A 19,089-nucleotide genomic window follows, 5' to 3' on the forward strand; every position below is an offset into this window, starting at 1 on the left:
CCGCCCCAAGCAAGCTCGCACCGCAGTGCGAAGCACGAAGGTATACCAATGAGCGAGGTCTGGAAGGCGTCCGCGCGACGCGTGCTGGTGACGGGCGGTGATGGTTTTCTCGGGCGCAGCGTGCTCGCCGCATTGGCCGCGCAAGGCACCTTCGAAACCCTGGTGGCACTCGACGTGCGCGAGGTGCCCGCCGCGCGCCGGCTGCCCGGCGTGGCCTACCTGCAGCAGGACGTGCGCGACGACGGCATCGCTGACGTGCTCGCCGAACACGCGATCGACACGGTGGTGCACCTCGCATCCATCGTCACGCCCGGCAAGGACTCGAACCGCGCCTTCGAGCATTCGGTGGACGTGGGCGGCACGCGCAACGTGCTCGACGCCTGCGTGGCGCGCGGCGTGGGGCACATCGTGGTGTCGTCCAGCGGCGCGGCCTACGGCTACCACGCGGACAACCCGGCCTGGATCACCGAGTCGCAGCCGCTGCGCGGCAATCCGGTGTTCGCCTATGCCGACCACAAGCGGCAGGTGGAAGAGATGCTGGCCGACTGCCGTGCGCGGCATCCCGCGCTGGCGCAGACCGTGCTGCGCATCGGCACCATCCTCGGCGAGCGCGTCGACAACCAGATCACGGCGCTGTTCGAGAAGAAGCGGCTGATCGCCATCCGCGGCAGCGACAGCCCCTTCGTGTTCGTGTGGGACGAGGACGTGACCGGCGCCATCGCCCACGCGCTCGGCGGCGCGCCGCCCGGTTGCTACAACCTCGCGGGCGACGGCGCGCTCACGATCCACGAGATTGCCGCGCGCCTGGGCAAGCGCGCCATCGCTTGGCCGGCCGGCGTGCTGCAGGCGGCGTTGGCCGCGGGTTCGGCACTGGGCGTGAGCCGCTACGGGCCCGAGCAGCTCGACTTCCTGCGCTACCGGCCGGTGCTGCTGAACACCGCGCTGAAGACCCAGTTCGGCTACGTGCCGCGCAAGACCAGCCGCGAGGCCTTCGAGGCCTTCATCGCGGCGCGGGCGCAGCAGGGGCGGCCGGTCACTTGCGCGTAGCGTCCGCCGCCGGCGGCGGTGCGATCAGGTAGTCGAGCATGCGCCGCGCATTGAGCGGCAGATCCTGCGACGAGCGCACGCAGGCCATCAGCGTGCGCTCGGCCCACGGGTCGGCCAGCGAGGCGCGCGCGATCTTCATCGAACGGGCGCAGCGCTCGGCCGCGGTCTGCGGCACGATGCCCACGCCGATGCCGTACTCGACCATGCGGCACACGGCCTCGAAGTTGCGCACGCGCACGCGGTAGGCCAGGTGCCTGGCGAGCGCGCGCACGTGCCCGGTGATCAGCTGCTGGAGCGCGCTGTCGGCGGGCAGGCCGACGAACTCGCTGTCGACCACCTCGGCCAGGTGCACGCGCCGCCGGCCGGCCAGCGCGTGGCCGCGCGGCATCACGAGCACGAGGTCGTCGCGGCGGAAGGGGTGGCATTCGAGGCCGTCGCTGTCGATGGCGTCGGAGACGATGCCGATGTCGCACAGGCCGCTGCGCAGGGCCTCCACGGTGTCGGGACTGGCGCGCTCCTCGAGGTCGACCGAGATGCGCGGATGCTCGGCCAGGAAGCGGCTCAGCACCTCGGGCAGGTGCTCGGTGAGCGCCGAGGTGCCGCACATGAAGCGCACGTGGCCCTTGAGGCCCTGGCCGTACTCGCCGAGTTCGCCGCGCAGCCGCTCCATCTGCTGCAGCACGACGCGCGCATGGTGCAGCAGCGTGCGCCCGGCCTCGGTGGGGCGCACGCCCTGCGCGTGGCGGGTGAGCAGGGGCGTGCCGAGCGCGTCTTCCATGCCGCGCACACGCTGGCTGGCCGAAGCCAGCGTCATGTGCGAGCGGCCGGCGCCGGCCGTGAGGCTGCCGGCTTCGACGACGTGGAGAAAGAGCCGCAGGTCGGTCAGATCGAATCGCATGATGGGCCGCAAGGTAGCACGCCAGCCTCAGCCTGTGCCTGAGGCTGGCTGCGCGAAAGCCGCATTTCCAGTGAAGGCGCCGGTCGGCAGACTCCGCGGCGATGACGATCTCCAATGAAGCGATGGGTCTGTGGGCGGCGGCCGCCGCGGTCTTCCTGCTGGCCGGCCTGATCAAGGGCGTGATCGGCCTCGGCCTGCCGACCGTGGCGATGGCGCTGCTCGCGCTGTGGATGTCGCCCGCGCAGGCGGCGGCGCTGCTGATCGTGCCGTCGCTGGTCACCAACCTCTGGCAGACCGGACCGCGCGCCAGCTTCGGCGCCGTGTTCCGCCGCATCGGTCGCATGCAGGCCGGCGTCGTGGTGGGCACGCTCGCCGGGGCGTGGTGGCTGGGCGTGCCGGCCGGGGCCTGGGCCTCGCTGGCGCTCGGCGTGGCGCTGGTGATCTATGCGCTGTGGGGGCTGACGGGGCGGCAGCTGCACGTGAGCGACGCGCAGGCGCGCTGGCTGGGGCCCGTGGTGGGCGCCGCGACGGGGCTGGTGACGTCCGTGACCGGCGTGTTCGCGGTGCCGGCCGTGCCGTACCTGCAGGCCTTGGGTTTCCAGCGCGATGGGCTGATCCAGGCCATGGGCATCTCGTTCACCACCTCGACCGTGGTGCTGGCCCTGGGGCTGGCGGCCAACGGAAGCTACCCGGCGGCGGTGCTGGGCGGGTCGTTGGCGATGCTGGTGCCGGCGGTCGGCGGCATGGTGCTGGGCACCTGGTTGCGGCAGCGGCTGCCGGTGGCCGTGTTCCGGCGCTGCTTCCTGATCGGACTGGCGCTGCTGGGGGCGTACATGGCGCTGCGCGCCGTCATGTCCGCCTGATCCCGTGACCGGTCAGCTGGCGGCCAGCAGGGCCGCGCGCACGCGCTCGATGGTCTGGCGGTAGGGCAGGGCGAAGTCCTCGATGGCCGCATCGGCGTCGAGCCAGTAGAACGAGAACACCAGGCCTTCTTCTTCCGGGCTGCCCGTGGCCATGTGCTCGAAGGTCTCGGGCAGGGCGCGGTGGTCGCGCATCAGGAAGATGTGCCAGCGCTGCGGGTGGCGATGCGTGTTGCCTTCGACGCCGGCTTCGCATTCGCGCTCCAGCGTGCCCAGCGATTCGAGCCGGCCGGCGAACACCAGGCCCGACTCTTCGAGCAGCTCGCGCCGCACGGCCGCCTCGGGCGACTCGCCGGGCTCGATGGTGCCCTTGGGCAGCTGCATGTTGCCGTCCTCGGGATGACGGAACACCAGCAGCCGGCCCTGCGCATCGACCAGGCAGGCGCAGGCCTTCGGGATCGTCGCGACGGGGGCGGCGCCGAGCGGGCTGCTGCTGCCGTTCTTCATGGCGGTGGCCGCCTCAGGCGCCCGTGAGGGCGGCCTTGACCGCGGCGCTGACCTGGCCCATGTCGGCCTTGCCGGCCAGGCGCGTCTTGACCACGCCCATCACCTTGCCCATGTCGCCGGGGCCCGAGGCGCCCAGTTCGGCCACGATGGCCTTCACCGCGGCGGCCGTTTCGTCGGCGCTCATGCGCTGGGGCAGGTAGACCTCGAGCACCTTGATCTCGGCGGCTTCCTTGTCGGCCAGGTCGGCGCGGCCACCCGTGGTGAACGCGGCGATCGAGTCTTTGCGCTGCTTGACCATCTTGTCGACGATGGCCACGACCATGGCGTCGTCGAGCTCCACGCGCTCGTCGACTTCCTTCTGCTTCATGGCGGCGAGCAGCAGGCGGATGGTGGCCAGGCGCTCCGAGTCCTTGGCGCGCATCGCCGTCTTCATGTCTTCGGTGATTTGTTCTTTGAGAGTCATTCTTCGCAACCTTTCGGAAAAAACAAAAGCCGCGGCAGGTTTCCCTGGCGCGGCTGGTGCAACGGGGCGCTGGCGGGGACTTTCGTCGGGGCCAGCCACCCTGGGCGTTGCTTAGTACAGCTTCTTGGGGAGCTGCATGCTGCGCACGCGCTTGTAGTGGCGCTTGACCGCAGCTGCCTTCTTGCGCTTGCGCTCGGCCGTCGGCTTCTCGTAGAACTCGCGGGCGCGCAGGTCGGTCAGCAGGCCGAGCTTTTCGATGGTGCGCTTGAAGCGGCGCAGGGCGACGTCGAAGGGCTCGTTTTCTTTAACGCGGATGGTGGTCATTGATGAATCGTTGAAATGGATTTGGCCGGGGGAGATCGAGGCCCCAAGCCGGGGTTCCTCAACTGAAAACTTTTTGCGGCCGTTGAGGGAAGGCCAGAGTTAGCCCGCGATTATAGCGCGGTTGCGCACGCATGTGCGCTCGCCCACGCCCACTGGAAGTTGTATCCGCCCAACCAACCCGTCACGTCGACCACTTCCCCGATGAAATACAGGCCCGGCTGCTTCGATTCCATGGTTTGCGACGACAGATCGCGGGTGTCGACGCCGCCCGCCGTCACTTCGGCCTTCTTGTAGCCCTCGGTGCCGCTGGGGGTGATCTGCCAGCGGGCGATGCGCTCGGACAGCGTCGCCAGCGCCTTGTCGGTGGCCTCGTTGACCGGGCGCTGCAGGGCCGGGTCTTCGCCGACCCAGGCGTCGGCCAGGCGCGAGGGCACCAGCGCGGCCAGTTCGTTGGCGATGCGCTTCTTCGAGCGCCGCTTGGCGTCGGACAGCGACTCGGCCACGTCCGTGCCGGGCGCAAAGTCCAGCGTCAGCGGGGCGCCGGGCTTCCAGTAGCTCGAAATCTGCAGCACTGCCGGGCCCGACAGGCCGCGGTGGGTGAACAGCAGGTCTTCCAGGAAGGCCATCTTGTCCTTCTTGCCGCCGGTCTCGATGCGCACCGGCAGCGCCAGCCCGGCCAGGCCGGCGTAGGGCGCCCAGGCGTCGCCGCCGAAGGTCAGCGGCACCAGCGCCGGGCGCGGCGTGACCAGGCGCAGGCCGAACTGCTCGGCGAGCCGGTAGCCGAAGTCGCTGGCACCAATCTGGGGAATCGACAGGCCGCCGGTGGCCACCACGAGCTTGGGCGTGTCGATCGGGCCGCGCGTGCTACTGATTTGGTAGCGCCCGTCGACAAAGGCGATGTCGCCGAGCTTGCACGGCTGCCAGCGTTCGACGTTGCCGGCGGCGCACTCGGCCAGCAGCATGTCGACGATCTGCTGCGAGGAGCCGTCGCAGAACAGCTGGCCCTTGTGCTTCTCGTGGTACGCGATGCCGTGGCGCTGCACCATGTCGATGAACTGCTGCGGCGCGTAGCGCGAGAGCGCCGAGCGGCAGAAATTCGGGTTGTCGCCGACGAAATGGCGCTGCGGGGCGCGCACGTCGAGGTCGCGGTTGGTGAAGTTGGCGCGGCCGCCACCCGAGATGCGGATCTTTTCGCCGACCTTCTCGCTGTGGTCGACCAGCAGCACGCGCAGGCCGCGCTGGCCCGCCAGTGCGGCGCAAAAAAGACCGGCGGCGCCGGCACCGACGACAACGACGTCAAAGGAAGAGGAGGGGGAAGAGCTCAAGCGGGTCCGTCCGCCGCCAGCACCGGCGGCGGGTTGTATTTGAGGTGGCCCACGTAGCGCAGCGGCTGCGTGGCGGCGATCGAGGGCACGTCGCCCTCGCGCATGTGGAGCAGGTCGGCGGGGCTCACCCAGCGCGGGTCGGCGTCGGTGATCGGCACGCCGGCCTGGCGGTAGGCCTCCAGCACGAACTGGGAGCAGAAGAACTGGTCGTTGCGGCTGGCGCCCAGCTGCACCGTGGCCAGGCCGCTGATGCAGTACGCGCTCACGGCCGAGGGAATCAGCGGCAGCTCGCACAGCCGGCGGTTCAGCACGAAGGGGGCGTTCAGCAGCACGCCGGCGGTGTTGTAGCGGGTGCCGACCTGCGAATGCGCCCACTCGCGCATCTTCTCGACGTCGGCCTCGACGAGGCCCGGCACGCGGAAGGCCACGACCATCTGCTCTTCGTCGACCACCTCGGCCAGCGGCCGTGCGCGCACGCCGGTGCCCACGGCCTCGGCGATCTGCCCGTCGCCCAGGTAGAGCACGGCATGGCTCACGGGCGAGAAGGTGCCCAGGCGGATGCCGAACGAGTTCACCGTGGCGATCGAGGTCAGCAGGATGTCGCCGGGCGCCAGCACCTCGGCGCCGATCAGCTCGCCGCCGTTGCCGGGGGCGATCACCGAGCTCTGCACGCGCAGGCGCAGGCCGGAGGTTTCGGAAGGCATCTCGATGCGCGTGGCGCAGGCCGAGAGCAAGAGCGGCAGCGCCGCGGCGAGCGCCACGGCGCGAAGAAGGGAGGCCATGGTCATCCCTTCCAGACGAACGGGAACTTCAGCTGCTTGAAGAAGCCGTTGGGCACGTAGTCGCCCAGCACGCCGTATTTTTCGGGCCAGAGCTTGGTGCTCTTCACCGCGGTGCCGAACAAATAGTCGAGGAAGGCGTAGTGCGCCGCGTAGTTCTTGTCGAGCGCCTCGATGTCCTGGCTGTGGTGCCAGTGGTGGAAGTTGGGCGTCACGATCAGGTAGCGCAGCGGGCCCAGCCGCACGCTCACGTTGCAATGGTTGAACACCGCCTGGAAGCCGACCACCACGATGTAGGCGTCGATCACGTCCTTGCTGAAGCCCAGCACGTAGATGGGTGCGAGCACCAGCGTGCGCGTGATCAGCAGCTCCAGGATGTGCTGGCGCGAGCCCGCCATCCAGTCCATGCTCTTCACGCTGTGGTGCACGGCGTGCAGGCGCCACAGCACCGGCACCTCGTGGTACGCGCGGTGCGTCCAGTACTGCACGAGGTCGGCCACCAGGATGATCAGCAGGATGCCGGCCCAGAACGGCAGATTGCTCACCCAGCCGCGGATGCCGTCGTTGGCGGCCCAGCCGAAGAGCTTGTGCACCATGAGGTTGGTGGCCAGCAGTACGAAACCCACGATCATGTGGTTCACCACGAAGTGATGAAAGTCGGTCTGCCACTCTTCGCGGAACACGGGCTGGTCCTTGCGCAGCGCAAAGAGCTTCTCGATGAAGATGAAGATCAGCGACGAGCCCAAGAGGTCGAGGATGAACCAATCGAGGCCGATGTACGGCGTGTGGTCAGCGAAGTCATGCACCGGAACCTTGTGCCCGCCCAGCAGCGCCGACACCGCCACCAGCAGGAACGCGGCCGACGAGAGCCAGCGCGAGCGGTTGAAGATGATGTTGACCAGCGAGAGCCCGCCCGCAATGACCAGCGCCGTCAGCAGGATGACGCGCATCACGTCGACGTTGTAGCTCTTGCGCAGCTCGGGCGTCGTCAGGTACTGCGGGAAGTGGAAGGCCAGCACGCCCAGAAAGCACAGGGCGGCGAGGCTGAAGGCGATGGTGCCCGTGACCAGCCCGCGCCCGCGGCGCAGCTCGCCGTGGCTTTCGGTGAATTCGTTGAGTTTGTCGAGCATCCCTGCCTCTTCCTTCTTGTTCGTTGGGCCGGGCGGGATTTTAGGCGGCGCCCGGACGGCGGCGCTACACTGCGGCTCCTCATGGCCCGCCGCTCTCTTCGTCGCTGCACGACCGCGATTTTCGTGGTCCTGTCGCTGCTGTTCTCGCAGCTGGCGCTGGCAGGCTATGTCTGCCCCGGCGCGTCGGACAGCCCGGGTTCGATGGCCGACATGATGGCGTCGGGCGAGCCCTGCGAAGGCATGGACATGGCCCAGCCGGTGTTGTGCTTCCAGCACGCCGCCGACCTGTCGCTGTCCTTCGAGCCGGTGAAGCTGACCACGCCTTCGCTGCCGGCCATCGTGCAGCTCGTGGTGATGCCCCTGGTGCTGGTGTCGGAAGGCCATGTCCTTCCGCCGCAGGCCGTGCCGGAGCGGCAGCATCCACCGCCCGATCCCGTTTTTCTCGCCACGCGCAGACTGCGCGTCTGACATCTCCGTCGACTGACCGGTGCTGGTGCGGCGCGTCCGCCTGCCAGCGATTCGCTCGTTCGTTTGCGGAGTTTTCATGTTCATTTCCTTTTCGCGCGCGGCCGCATGGGCTGCCGCGCTGCTGCCGTACCTGGCGACGGCGGCCCCCCTGTCCCTGGAGGACGCGCTTCAGCGGGCGACGCAGCGCTCCGAAGCCACCCGCGCCGCCCGTGCCGGCGTCGCCAGCGCCACGGCGGCGGCCTCCGCGGCCCCGCAGCTTCCCGACCCGACGCTGCGCATCGGCGTCGACAACCTGCCCGCAACGGGTGCGGACCGTTTCCACACCACGCGCGATTCGATGACGATGAAGCGCATCGGCATCAGCCAGGAATGGCTGTCCGCCGACAAGCGCGCCGCGCGGCAGGCCGCCGCCGAGGCGTCGGTCGGCCTGGAGGCGGTGCGGGTGCAGGCCGCCGTGGCCGACACCCGCCGGCAGGCCGCGCTCGCCTACGTGGACGCCTTCTACGTAGGCGAGAGCGTCAAGCTCGCGCGGCGCATGGAACACCACGCGCACGAAGAACTGGAGGCCTCGCGCGCACGCCTGTCGTCGGCCGCGGGGAGCAGCCAGGACGTGCTGGCCCTGGCCGGCGCCAGAGGCATCGCGGAAGACGAGACGGCCGACCTCCAGCAGCAGCAGGAAGCCGCCAGCGTCGCCTTCCGGCGTTGGGTCGGCGTGCCGCCCGACGAACTGCGTTCTCCGGGCGCCATCGCCGTGCCGTCCGAAGCGGCCTATGTGGCCGCGCACCCCACGGTCGCGGCCCTGCAGCGCGATGTCGACGTGGCCAGGCAGACGGCGGCCGTCACCGCGTCCAACCGCAAGCCGAACTGGACCTGGGAGCTCGCCTACGGCCAGCGCACCGGCTACGCCGACATGGTGTCGGTGGGCCTGAGCATTCCTTTGCCCATTGCACCCGGCGAACGGCAGGACCGGGACACCGCCGCCAAGCTGGCCTTGGTCGAGAAAGCCGAGGCCGACCTGGCCGAAGCCACCCGGGCCGCGACCGCCGAGTACCAGGCGCTGCGCAGCGATGCGCAAAGCCTGCAGCAACGCATCGACCGCTACCGCACGGGCGTGGTCGTTCCGGCCGGCCAGAGAACGGCGGCCGCGACAGCGGCCTACCGCTCCAACCAGGGCAGCCTCGTCACGCTGTTCGAGGCGCGGCATGCCGAAGTCGAAGCGCAGCGCAAGCTGCTGACGCTGCAGCGCGACCTGGCCAGAACCCACGTCCAACTGGCCTTCCGGCTGCTCACCACCGAGGGGGCCCCATGAACCGCACACGCACGATCGGCGCTTCGCTGCTGGCCGTCCTGTTGCTCACCGCAGGCGCCTTCTACCTGGGGCGCACGACCGCCCCGTCCACGGAGGCACCGACGACCGCGCCGTCCACCCCGGACGGCCGCAAGGTCCTCTACTGGCACGACCCCATGGTGCCGGGCCCGCGCTTCGACAAGCCCGGCAAGTCGCCCTTCATGGACATGCAGCTGGTGCCCATGTACGCTGACAGCACCACCGGCACGGGCAGTGCAGGCGGCGTGCAGGTGAGCCCCACGGTTCAGCAGAACCTCGGCATCCGGTATGCCGGCGTGCGGCACGCGGAAGTCTCCGCGTCTTTCGATGCCGTCGGCGCCGTGCAGTTCGACGAGCGGCTCAACGTCGTCGTGCAGACGCGCGTGGCGGGCTACGTCGAGCGCCTGTCGGTCCGCGCGCCGATGGAGCGCGTGCGCAAGGGGCAAGCGTTGGCGACGGTCTTCGCGCCTGAATGGCTGGGCCCGCAGAACGAGTGGCTGGCCCTCAAGCGATCGGGTGCTTCCGCCGACCTCGTCGCCGCGGCGCGTGATCGCATGCGGGCCCTGTCCATCCCCGCCGAGCTCATCCGCCGCAGCGAGGAGACCGGCACGGCGCAGGCGCGCTACGTGCTCACCGCACCGTCCGACGGCGTGGTGGCCGAGCTGGGCGTGCGCGAAGGCGTCGCCGTCACGCCTGGCATGACGCTGTTCCGCATCGCGGGCCTGGAGAAGGTCTGGGCGGTGGCCGAGATTCCGGAAGCACAGGCCGTGCGGCTCGCACGCGGCCAGAAGGTCAGGGCGGTCCTCCAGGCCGATGCCGCCCAGTCGTTCGACGGCACGCTCGACGAGATCCTGCCCGAGGTCAACGCAGCCACCCGCACCCTGAAGGCCCGCTTCGAGGTCGACAACAGGAACGGAAAGCTCACGCCCGGCATGCTGCTGCGCCTGCAGGTGACGGGGCCCGCCAGCACCCGGCTGGTCGTGCCGTCCGAAGCCGTCATCCGCACCGGCAAGCGCGCGGTCGTCATCGTGCGCAAGGCCGATGGCGCGTTCGAGCCGCGCGACGTGTCGCCGGGCGCGGACCTGGGCGACGACACCGAGATCGTCTCGGGCCTGAACGAAGGCGACCAGGTGGTGGCCAGCGGCCAGTTCCTCATCGACTCGGAGGCCCGGCTGCGTTCGGTGCTGGGCAGCATGGCATCGCCTGCGGCCACGGCCGCAGCGCCGGCTGCCGTGCTGCACCAGGCCGAAGGCAAGGTCGAAAGCGTGGCGCCCGACGGCCTCACGATCTCGCACGGCCCTGTCGCCACGCTCAAGTGGCCGCCGATGACGATGGGCTTTGCGAAGGCATCGCCCGAGGCGTTCCCGGACATCGAGCCCGGCGACCTGGTCCGCTTCGAGTTCAAGGAAGGCGGCCCCACCGGCTACGAGCTGGTCTCCGTGCAGCGCATGCCACAGGGCGCCAAGCGATGATCGCCGCAGTCATCCGCTGGTCGATCGGCAACCGCTTCCTGGTGCTGATCGCGACCTTGTTCCTGGTGGCCGCCGGGTGGTGGTCGGTGGTGCGCACGCCGCTCGATGCGCTACCCGACCTGTCGGACACGCAGGTCATCATCCGCACGCCTTTCCCCGGCAAGGCGCCCCAGGTGGTCGAAGACCTCGTCACCTACCCGCTGACCACCACCATGCTCAGCGTGCCCGGCGCGAAGACCGTGCGCGGCTACTCGTTCTTCGGCGACTCGTTCGTCTACGTGCTGTTCGACGACAAGACCGATCCCTACTGGGCGCGCTCGCGCGTCGTCGAGTACCTGAACCAGGTGCAGGGCAGGCTGCCCGCGGGCGCGAACGCCTCGCTGGGCCCCGATGCCACGGGCGTGGGCTGGGTCTACGAGTACGCGCTGGTCGACCGCACCGGCACGCGCGACATCGGGCAGCTGCGCGCACTGAACGACTGGTTCCTCAAGTTCGAGCTCAAGACCGTGCCCGACGTGGCCGAGGTCGCCAGCATCGGCGGCATGGTGCGTCAGTACCAGGTGGTGCTCGATCCCGACCGCATGCGCGCGCTGGGCATCACGCAGCAGGCGGTCGTGGCGGCGCTGCAGAAAGCCAACCAGGCCTCGGGCGGCTCGGTCGTCGAACTCGCCGAGGCCGAGTACATGGTGCGTTCGCGCGGCTACCTGCGTTCGCTGGACGACTTCCGCACCATCCCGCTGGCCGTGACGGGCGCCACGCCGGTACTGCTGCGCGATGTGGCCACGGTGCAGGTCGGCCCCGAGATGCGCCGCGGCATCGCCGAACTCGACGGCGAGGGCGAAGTGGCCGGCGGCGTGATCGTCATGCGCTCGGGCAAGAACGCGCGCTCGACCATCGAGGCCGTCAAGGCGAAGCTCGATGCGCTCCAACCCGGCCTCCCGCCGGGCGTCGAGATCGTGCCGACCTACGACCGCTCGCTGCTGATCGACCGCGCCGTCGACAACCTGCGCGGCAAGCTGATCGAGGAGTTCATCGTGGTCGCGCTGGTCTGCGCGGTCTTCCTGTTCCACCTGCGCTCGGCGCTCGTGGCGGTGGTGGCCTTGCCGATCGGCGTGCTCGCGGCCTTCATCGTGATGCACTGGCAGGGCGTCAACGCCAACATCATGTCGCTGGGCGGCATCGCGATCGCCATCGGGGCGATGGTGGACGGCGCCATCGTGATGGTCGAGAACGTGCACAAGCACATCGAGGCCTTCGAGACGGCGCAGGGTCGGCAGCCGACGGTGGTCGAGCGATGGCGGCTGGTGGCCGACGCGTCGGTGGAGGTCGGGCCGGCGCTGTTTTTCTCGCTGCTGGTGATCACGCTGTCCTTCGTGCCCGTGTTCTCGCTCGAGGCACAGGAGGGGCGGCTGTTCTCGCCGCTGGCCTTCACCAAGACCTACGCCATGGCCGCTGCCGCGGGCCTGTCGGTGACGCTGATTCCGGTGCTCATGGGCTACCTGGTGCGCGGGCGCATTCCGCACGAAGGCGCCAATCCCGTGAACCGCTTCCTGATGGCCGTGTACCGGCCTGCGCTGGAACTGGTGCTGCGCTTTCCGAAGGGGACGCTGGCCGTTGCCGCGGTGCTGCTGGCGCTCACCGTGGTGCCGCTGATGCGCCTGGGCGGCGAGTTCATGCCGCCGCTGGACGAAGGCGACCTGCTCTACATGCCCTCCGCGCTGCCGGGGCTGTCGGTGTCGAAGGCCGCCGAGCTGCTGCAGCAGACCGACCGCCTCATCAAGACCGTGCCCGAGGTCGCGCGCGTGTTCGGCAAGGCCGGCCGCGCGGACACCGCGACCGACCCGGCGCCGCTCGAGATGTTCGAGACCACGATCCAGTTCAAGCCGAAGCGCGAGTGGCGCGCCGGCATGACGCCCGACAGGCTGGTCGAGGAACTCGATCGCGCCGTCAAGGTGCCGGGCCTGACCAACGTGTGGGTGCCGCCCATCCGCAACCGCATCGACATGCTGGCCACGGGCATCAAGAGCCCGGTCGGCATCAAGGTGGCGGGGGCGGACCTGGCCACCATCGATGCGCTGACCACGCAGATCGAGGCGGCGGTGAAGGGCGTGCCCGGCGTGTCGTCGGCGCTGGCGGAGCGGCTCACCGGCGGGCGCTACATCGACGTCGATGTCGACCGTCTCGCCGCCGCGCGCTACGGCCTCTCGGTGGCCGATGTGCAGGCCGTGGTGTCCACGGCCATCGGCGGAGAGAACGTGGGCGAAGTGATCCAGGGGCGCGAGCGTTATCCGATCAATGTGCGCTACCCCCGCGAGATACGCGATTCGCTGGAGCGGCTGCGGCAGCTGCCCTTCGTGACGGAGAAGGGCGCACAGCTGCTGCTCGGCGATGTCGCGCGCATCACCATCGAAGACGGCCCGCCGATGCTGCGCAGCGAGAACGCGCGGCTGTCGGGTTGGGTCTACGTCGACGTGCGCGGGCGCGACCTGCGCTCCGCCGTCCACGACATGCAGGCGGCGGTCGACCAGGCCATGAAGATGCCTGCGGGCTATGCGGTGTCATGGTCCGGCCAGTTCGAGTACCTGGCGCGCGCGACCGAGCGGCTGAAGCTGGTCGTGCCGGCCACGCTGGCGGTGATCTTCGTGCTGCTGTACCTGCTGTTCCGCTCGTTCGCCGATGCGGCCCTGGTGATGGCGGCCGTGCCGTTCTCGCTCGTCGGCGGCTTCTGGCTCATCTGGGTGCTGGGCCATTTGATCTCGGTGGCGACGGCGGTCGGCTTCATCGCGCTGGCCGGCGTGGCGGCCGAGTTCGGCGTGGTGATGCTGGTCTATCTGAAGAACGCGCTGGCACGGCGCCTCGATGCCGGCGAGCCGATGAACGACGAGACGCTCCTGGCCGCGATCCGCGAAGGCGCCGTGCTGCGCGTGCGGCCCAAGGCGATGACCGTGGCGGTCGTGATGGCCGGCCTGCTGCCCATCCTGTGGGGCAGCGGCACTGGCTCGGAGGTGATGACCCGCATTGCCGCGCCGATGGTGGGCGGCATGGTCACCGCGCCGCTGCTGAGCATGCTGGTCGTGCCCGCGGCCTGGTATCTCTTGCGCCGACGCGCCCCTTTGTCGTCTCCCGTTTCCAACCCCTCATCTCATCAAGGAGCCACTTCATGAACTTTCTCCATCCCCTTGCCTTCGCACTGATCGCCGGCCTGGCCGGTGCCGCCCAGGCCCAGGCGCCGAAGAGCGAGCCACCGCCCGCGAAGGCGTCCGCGCCGGGCATGCTGACCGATGCCGTGGTCCAGAAGATCGACCCGGCCCGCGGCCTGATCGTGTTGAAGCACGGCGACATCCCGAATCTCGCGATGCCGCCGATGACGATGGGTTTCGATGTGGCCGAGAAGCAGATGCTCGAACAGGTCAAGCCCGGCGACAAGGTCCGGTTCCATGTCGAGGTGGTGAAGGGCAAGCCGACCGTCACGCACCTCGAAGCTGCGCGCTAGGTCCCGAACCGGCCGGCGTCGCCCGGCTGCAGCGCGGCCGCGGCCAGCCCCTGCAGCACGTCGCCGACCACGATCACCGCCGGGCTGGTCAGCCCGGCTTCGGCGATGCGCGTCTGCAGGCCCTGCAGCGTGGTCACGAGGTGGCGCTGGTGCGGCAGGCTCGCGTGCTGCACCACGGCCACGGGCGTGTCGCCCGGCAGGCCGTGCAGCAGTTCGCGCTCGATGTGGCCGGCGCCCGAGACGCCCATGTAGATCACGAGCGTGAGGCGGGCGTTGTGCGCCGTGGCGGCCAGCGCGCGCCAGTCGGTCGGGTCTTCGGCCGCGCCCGCGCCGGTCTTGGCGTGGCCGGTGACGAAGACCACGCCCTGCGCATGGTCGCGGTGGGTGAGCGGCACGCCCAGCGAGGTCACGGCGGCCAGACCGGCGGTGATGCCGTTGACCACCGCGCACTCGATGCCGGCCTCGCGCAGGTGTTCCACCTCTTCGCCGCCGCGCCCGAAGATGAACGGGTCGCCGCCCTTGAGGCGCACCACGGTTTCGCCTTCGCGCACGGCCGTGATCATGAGCCGCTCGATGAACGCCTGCGGCGTGCTCTTGCAGCCGCCGCGCTTGCCCACGTGCACGATGCGCGCGCCGGGGCGGGCGTAGGCCTGGAGTACGGCATCGTTCACGAGGTCGTCGACCAGCAGCACCGTGGCGGCCTGGATCGCCTTGACGGCCTTGACGGTCAGCAGCTCGGGGTCGCCGGGGCCGGCGCCTACCAGCGTGCAGCGGCCGGTGATGAGGGTGGAGGGGGTGTTCATGCGTGGGAGGCCAGTTCGGTGATGTGCCTGACTTGCGTCGCGATGGCTTCGGGCACGGGAAGCTCGCCGGCCAGCACGCGCCGCGTGTAGTCGGCCGTGGTGGCGACGTCGATTTCTTTCGGCAGGCCGGGCACGTCGGCGGCGGTGCCGGCGGCCTGGGCCTGGAGTTCGCTGCGCACGCCGCGCACGAAGCCGTCGATCTGCGCGGTGCGGCGCGGGTCGGACACCACTTCGCCTTCGAGGCCGCGCGAGAGCAGGGCGGTCATGCCCGTGAGCTCGAAGGTCTCGCCCATCGTGCGGGCGTATTCGGGGTGCGTGTAGCTGGCCACCACCACGCAGGGGCCGGTGGTCGGGCGCATGAGCTTGACCACGCTGTGGCCGGGGTTGCGCAGGCCGACCACGCGGCGCACGTCGAGCAGGCGCTTGAGCGCGGGGTTCAGCAGCTCGGTCGGGGCAAAGCCCACCTGGCCGGCGGCCAAGGGGGTGAGCGTGGTCATCGGGGGCATGTCCAGGGCTGAAAGCACGTTCGATGCCAGTACGCGCGAGGTTTCGCTCGCGCTGCCGTGCACCAGCACCGACAGGCCTTCGCGGGCCAGCAGCAGCGCCAGGAGCGGCGTGAGCACCGGCAGCTTGCGCGCGCCGTTGTAGCTGGGCAGCACGATCAGCGGGCCGCCGCGGGTCGTCACGGGGTTCAGGCGCGCGTGCGTGGCGTCGAGAAAGCCGGCCATCTCCTCGGGCGTTTCGCCCTTGATGCGCATCGCGAGGCAGAAGCCGCCGATCTCCAGGTCGGTGACCGTGCCGTCCAGCACCTGGCCGAACAGGTCGCAGGCCTGCTCGCGCGTGAGCGGACGGGCGCCCCGCGCGCCGCGGCCGATTTCCTTGATGTAGTGGCTGATTCCCATGGGTAGGCGGATTGTCCCGCAACGCTTATGCCGGAATGTGAGTCGGCTTATGCCCCCACGGCCAGTGCTTCGGCCGGGGTGGCCCGCACCATGCGCTTGAGCTCCGGCACGCACGAGCCGCAGTTGGTGCCGCACTTCAGCGCCCCCTGCAGCGCCGCCAGCCGCTCGTCGGCGCTGCCGGTGCAGCGCAGCAGCTCGGCCTCGATGGCGCGGTCGGTCACGTTGAAGCAGGCGCACACCGGCTTGCCGCGCGACTGCACGGCCACCGGCGCGCGGGCGCCCGGCGACAGCAGCAGGCGGCCGTAGCTCTGCGCGGGCAGTTCCTCGCGCAGCAGGGTGGCGATCCAGGCTTCGGCGCTGGTGTCGCCGCCCAGCAAAAAGGCTTCGAGCCCGGCGCTGCCGTCGGCGCGGCGAACCAGCCGCGCGGCGCGGCGCTGGCCGCGGCGGTGGTCGGCGTAGCGCAGGGTGTCGGCGGTCTGCAGGCCCAGCAGGGCTTCGATTTTTTCGACCAGCGCGGCGTCGGGCGCGTCGTGCGCGGCGGCGCGAAAGAGCACGCCGCTGCGTTCTTCTTCGCCGGGCGCATTGCCCGCGAACGGCACGCAGGTGGCGAAGGGGAACAGCGCCATCAGCGGCTGCAGTGCGCGCTGCGCCGTGAGCGCGTCGCCGGCGGGCAGCCAGGCCATGGCCAGCAGCGACCACGGCAGCTCGGCCTTGAGGATCTTCACGGGCGTGTGCTTGAGCTCGGGCTGCTTCGAGGTGGGGCAGTAGGCCGGCGTGGTGAGCGCGTTGATGCCCGCGAGCCGCACGCCGGTCGACGAGCAGCCGCTCAGGTACTCCTCGCCCCAGTGCATGGCGACGAAGGCCTGGCTCAGGCCGATCTCGGCGCTGGCGCGCGCCGGCAGCAGGATCGAGCCGCGCTTCGATGTGAGGTGCACCAGGTCGCCTTCGGCGATCTGGCGGCGCGCCATGTCCTGCGCATTCATCTGCACCACGGGCTCGGACACGTGGCCGAACAGCTTGCCGACCGTGCCGGTGCGGCTCATGCCGTGCCACTGGTCGCGCAGCCGGCCGGTGTTCAGCGAGAAGGGAAAGCGCGCCTCGCGCGCCTCGGCCACGGGCTTGTAGGGCGTGTCGACAAAGCGCGCGCGGCCGTCGGGCGTGGGGAACACGCCGTCTTCGTACAGGCGCACGCGGCCGGCGCGCTCGCCTTCCTTCAGCGGCCATTGCTGCGGGCCGGCGTTCTCGAGCATCGCGTAGCTCAGGCCGGTGATGTCGAGGTCGCGCCCGCGCGTGGATTCGCGGTGCTCGTTCCAGACCGACTCGGCGCTCTCGTACGGGAACAGCGTGAAGCTGCGGCCCAGCTGCGCCTCGAGCCGGCGCGCGAAGGCCACGCCGATCGACCAGTCGTTGCGCGCCTGGCCCGGTGCCGGCACGGCGGGGCGCACGCGCGAGATGCGGCGCTCGCTGTTGGTCACGGTGCCTTCCTTCTCGCCCCAGGTGGTGGCGGGCAGCAGCAGGTCGGCGAAGGCGCAGGTGGCGGTGGTGGCGAAGGCTTCCTGTACCACGACGAACTCGGCACGTTCGAGCGCGCGGCGCACCGTGGCCTGGTCGGGCATCGACTGCGCGGGGTTGGTGCAGGCGATCCACAGCGCGCGGATTTCGCCGTCGGCCGCGGCCTGGAACATCTCGACGGCCGTCTTGCCGGGCTTCTCGGGCACCGAGGGCACGCCCCACAGCGCGGCCACTTCGGCGCGGTGCTCGGGGTTGGCCAGGTCGCGGTGCGCGCTCAGCAGGTTGGCCAGGCCGCCCACCTCGCGCCCGCCCATCGCATTGGGCTGGCCCGTGAGCGAGAACGGGCCCGCGCCGGGCTTGCCGATCTGGCCCGTGGCCAGGTGCAGGTTGATGAGCGCGGCGTTCTTCGCCGTGCCGCTGGAAGACTGGTTGAGGCCCTGGCAGTACAGGCTCAGCGTGGCGGGCGAGGTGGCGAACATCCGCGCCGCCGCGAGCAGGTCGTCCTTCGGAATGCCGCACACCTGCGCCACGGTGTCGGGCGTGCAGTCGCGCACCGTGGCCTTCAGTGCGTCGAAACCGTTGGTGCGGGCCGCGATGTAGGCGGTGTCGGTCCAGCCCTCCCACAGCATCAGGTGCAGCATGCCGTGGAACAGCATCACGTCGGTGCCGGGCTGGATCGGCAGGAACAGGTCGGCGATCTCGACCGTGTCGGTGCGGCGCGGGTCGGCCACGACGATCTTCAGCGCCGGGTTCGCGGCCTTCGCGTCCTCGATGCGGCGAAACAGAATGGGGTGCGCCCACGCCGTGTTGCTGCCCACGATGAACAGGCACTCGGCGTGCTTCAGGTCGTCGTAGCAGGCCGGCGGCGCGTCGGCGCCCAACGTCTGCTTGTAGCCGGCCACCGCGCTGCTCATGCACAGGCGCGAGTTGGTGTCGATGTTGTTGGTGCCGACCAGGCCCTTGGCCAGCTTGTTGAAGACGTAGTAGTCCTCGGTGAGCAGCTGGCCCGACACGTAGAAGCCGACCGCGTCGGGGCCGTGGTCGCGCACCACCTGCGCGAACTTGCCGGCGGCGAGGTCGAGCGCGTGGTCCCACGTCACGGGCGCGGGCGCCTCCTTGCGCGCGAGGCGCTGCAGGGGCTGCAGCAGCCGCGTCTGGCGCGTGACGGTCGCGCTGGCTGTGAGGTGCAAGGTCGAGCCCTTGGTGCACAGGCGGCCGAAGTTGGCCGGGTGGTCGGGGTCGCCGCGCACGCCGGTGATCTGGTCGCCCTGCGATTCGATGATGACGCCGCAGCCGACGCCGCAGTACGGGCAGGTGGAGCGCGTCTCCTGGGTCATGCGGGCCTCAACCTTCTTCCGGGGACAGGACCGTCACGGCGGCGAGGCGCTGCGGCCCGGCGACCGGTCGCTCCAGGTCGAGCGCATGCGTGGCCAGCTCGCCGGCGTCCAGGTGCACCACGCCGTCTTCCAGCTTCACCGCGAACTTCGGCGTGCAGCCTTCGTCGGGCGAGCGGGCGCAGCCGTCGTCCAGGCCGATGGCCCAGTTGTGCAGCGGGCAGGCCACGCTGGTGCCGAACACGATGCCCTGGCTCAGCGGGCCGCCCTTGTGCGGGCAGCGGTCGAGCAGCGCAAAGACCTGGTCCTCGGCATTGCGGAACACGGCCACGTCCAGGCCGGCGGGTCGCATCACGCGGCGGGCGCCGAGCACGGGGATGTCGTCGAGGCGGCAGATGGCTTTCCAATCGCTCATGGTGGGGCTCTCTTGTCTTGTGTTCGGGCG

18 protein-coding genes are annotated in these 19,089 nt (G+C 70.2%); 7 read left to right on the forward strand and 11 right to left on the reverse strand.

Annotation, left to right across the window (positions count from 1 at the left end; all coding sequences use genetic code 11):
- The first annotated feature begins 48 nt into the window (after nt 1-48).
- Complete coding sequence (locus tag AC1RGU_RS13965; RefSeq protein ID WP_492696598.1) at nt 49-1,047, forward strand: SDR family oxidoreductase; 999 nt, start codon at nt 49-51, stop codon at nt 1,045-1,047.
- Here AC1RGU_RS13965 and AC1RGU_RS13970 read toward each other — a convergent pair.
- Nucleotides 1,034-1,945: a LysR family transcriptional regulator gene (locus AC1RGU_RS13970; RefSeq protein ID WP_492696599.1), complete on the reverse strand. Its 912-nt coding sequence runs from the start codon at nt 1,943-1,945 to the stop codon at nt 1,034-1,036. The genes AC1RGU_RS13965 and AC1RGU_RS13970 overlap by 14 nt on opposite strands.
- A gap of 101 nt (nt 1,946-2,046) precedes the next feature.
- On the opposite strand from AC1RGU_RS13970, the gene AC1RGU_RS13975 reads away from it, so the two are divergent.
- Complete coding sequence (locus tag AC1RGU_RS13975) at nt 2,047-2,808, forward strand: sulfite exporter TauE/SafE family protein (RefSeq protein WP_159271021.1); 762 nt, start codon at nt 2,047-2,049, stop codon at nt 2,806-2,808.
- A gap of 12 nt (nt 2,809-2,820) precedes the next feature.
- Here the strand turns inward: AC1RGU_RS13975 and AC1RGU_RS13980 are convergent, their stop codons facing one another.
- From AC1RGU_RS13980 to AC1RGU_RS14005, 6 genes are all read right to left on the reverse strand, one after another.
- The gene (locus tag AC1RGU_RS13980) at nt 2,821-3,312 is read right to left on the reverse strand and encodes an NUDIX domain-containing protein (RefSeq protein WP_492696600.1); all 492 of its coding nucleotides are present in this window, start codon (nt 3,310-3,312) and stop codon (nt 2,821-2,823) included.
- Nucleotides 3,313-3,325: 13 nt separating this feature from the next.
- A complete protein-coding gene (locus AC1RGU_RS13985) occupies nt 3,326-3,775 on the reverse strand; it encodes a GatB/YqeY domain-containing protein (protein ID WP_062476513.1) in 450 nt (149 codons plus the stop codon).
- Nucleotides 3,776-3,886: 111 nt separating this feature from the next.
- Entirely contained in the window at nt 3,887-4,099 is a 213-nt protein-coding gene (gene rpsU / locus AC1RGU_RS13990; RefSeq protein WP_007833691.1) for a 30S ribosomal protein S21, read from the reverse strand.
- Between the two features lie 110 nt (nt 4,100-4,209).
- On the reverse strand, nt 4,210-5,424 hold the full coding sequence (locus AC1RGU_RS13995; RefSeq protein ID WP_492696601.1) for a BaiN/RdsA family NAD(P)/FAD-dependent oxidoreductase: 1,215 nt from the start codon (nt 5,422-5,424) through the stop codon (nt 4,210-4,212).
- Nucleotides 5,421-6,206 carry a YaeF family permuted papain-like enzyme gene (locus tag AC1RGU_RS14000; RefSeq protein WP_159276073.1) on the reverse strand — a complete coding sequence of 262 codons (786 nt, stop codon included), beginning with the start codon at nt 6,204-6,206 and terminating at the stop codon, nt 5,421-5,423. The genes AC1RGU_RS13995 and AC1RGU_RS14000 overlap by 4 nt, the downstream gene beginning before the upstream one ends.
- A 2-nt stretch (nt 6,207-6,208) precedes the next feature.
- Nucleotides 6,209-7,333 (reverse strand): sterol desaturase family protein, encoded by a 1,125-nt coding sequence (locus tag AC1RGU_RS14005; protein ID WP_070063138.1) that lies wholly within the window; start codon nt 7,331-7,333, stop codon nt 6,209-6,211.
- 81 nt (nt 7,334-7,414) lie between these two features.
- Here AC1RGU_RS14005 and AC1RGU_RS14010 point away from each other — a divergent pair, with 81 nt between their 5' ends.
- The 5 genes from AC1RGU_RS14010 (at nt 7,415) to AC1RGU_RS14030 (ending at nt 14,093) form a co-directional block, all read left to right on the forward strand.
- Nucleotides 7,415-7,801 (forward strand): hypothetical protein, encoded by a 387-nt coding sequence (locus tag AC1RGU_RS14010; RefSeq protein WP_369646411.1) that lies wholly within the window; start codon nt 7,415-7,417, stop codon nt 7,799-7,801.
- A gap of 76 nt (nt 7,802-7,877) precedes the next feature.
- Nucleotides 7,878-9,110: a TolC family protein gene (locus AC1RGU_RS14015; protein ID WP_492696602.1), complete on the forward strand. Its 1,233-nt coding sequence runs from the start codon at nt 7,878-7,880 to the stop codon at nt 9,108-9,110.
- Nucleotides 9,107-10,600 carry an efflux RND transporter periplasmic adaptor subunit gene (locus AC1RGU_RS14020; protein WP_492696603.1) on the forward strand — a complete coding sequence of 498 codons (1,494 nt, stop codon included), beginning with the start codon at nt 9,107-9,109 and terminating at the stop codon, nt 10,598-10,600. Before AC1RGU_RS14015 ends, AC1RGU_RS14020 begins: the two co-directional genes overlap by 4 nt.
- Nucleotides 10,597-13,764, forward strand: a complete 3,168-nt coding sequence (locus AC1RGU_RS14025; protein ID WP_492696604.1) for an efflux RND transporter permease subunit — start codon at nt 10,597-10,599, stop codon at nt 13,762-13,764. Before AC1RGU_RS14020 ends, AC1RGU_RS14025 begins: the two co-directional genes overlap by 4 nt.
- Entirely contained in the window at nt 13,761-14,093 is a 333-nt protein-coding gene (locus AC1RGU_RS14030; RefSeq protein ID WP_062476537.1) for a copper-binding protein, read from the forward strand. The genes AC1RGU_RS14025 and AC1RGU_RS14030 overlap by 4 nt, the downstream gene beginning before the upstream one ends.
- Here AC1RGU_RS14030 and cobA read toward each other — a convergent pair.
- The 4 genes from cobA to nirD are packed head-to-tail and all read right to left on the reverse strand — an operon-like array spanning nt 14,090 to nt 19,059.
- On the reverse strand, nt 14,090-14,896 hold the full coding sequence (gene cobA / locus AC1RGU_RS14035) for a uroporphyrinogen-III C-methyltransferase (RefSeq protein WP_492696605.1): 807 nt from the start codon (nt 14,894-14,896) through the stop codon (nt 14,090-14,092). The two genes, AC1RGU_RS14030 and cobA, sit on opposite strands and share 4 nt — an antisense overlap.
- A complete protein-coding gene (ybiB, locus tag AC1RGU_RS14040) occupies nt 14,893-15,798 on the reverse strand; it encodes a DNA-binding protein YbiB (RefSeq protein ID WP_492684308.1) in 906 nt (301 codons plus the stop codon). The genes cobA and ybiB overlap by 4 nt, the downstream gene beginning before the upstream one ends.
- Before the next feature lie 47 nt (nt 15,799-15,845).
- Nucleotides 15,846-18,647 (reverse strand): nitrate reductase, encoded by a 2,802-nt coding sequence (locus AC1RGU_RS14045; protein WP_492696606.1) that lies wholly within the window; start codon nt 18,645-18,647, stop codon nt 15,846-15,848.
- A gap of 7 nt (nt 18,648-18,654) precedes the next feature.
- Nucleotides 18,655-19,059: a nitrite reductase small subunit NirD gene (gene nirD / locus AC1RGU_RS14050; RefSeq protein WP_062475470.1), complete on the reverse strand. Its 405-nt coding sequence runs from the start codon at nt 19,057-19,059 to the stop codon at nt 18,655-18,657.
- Nucleotides 19,060-19,089: the final 30 nt, after the last annotated feature.

It is taken from the genome of Variovorax sp. GW823-FHT02B07 (genome assembly GCF_058797695.1).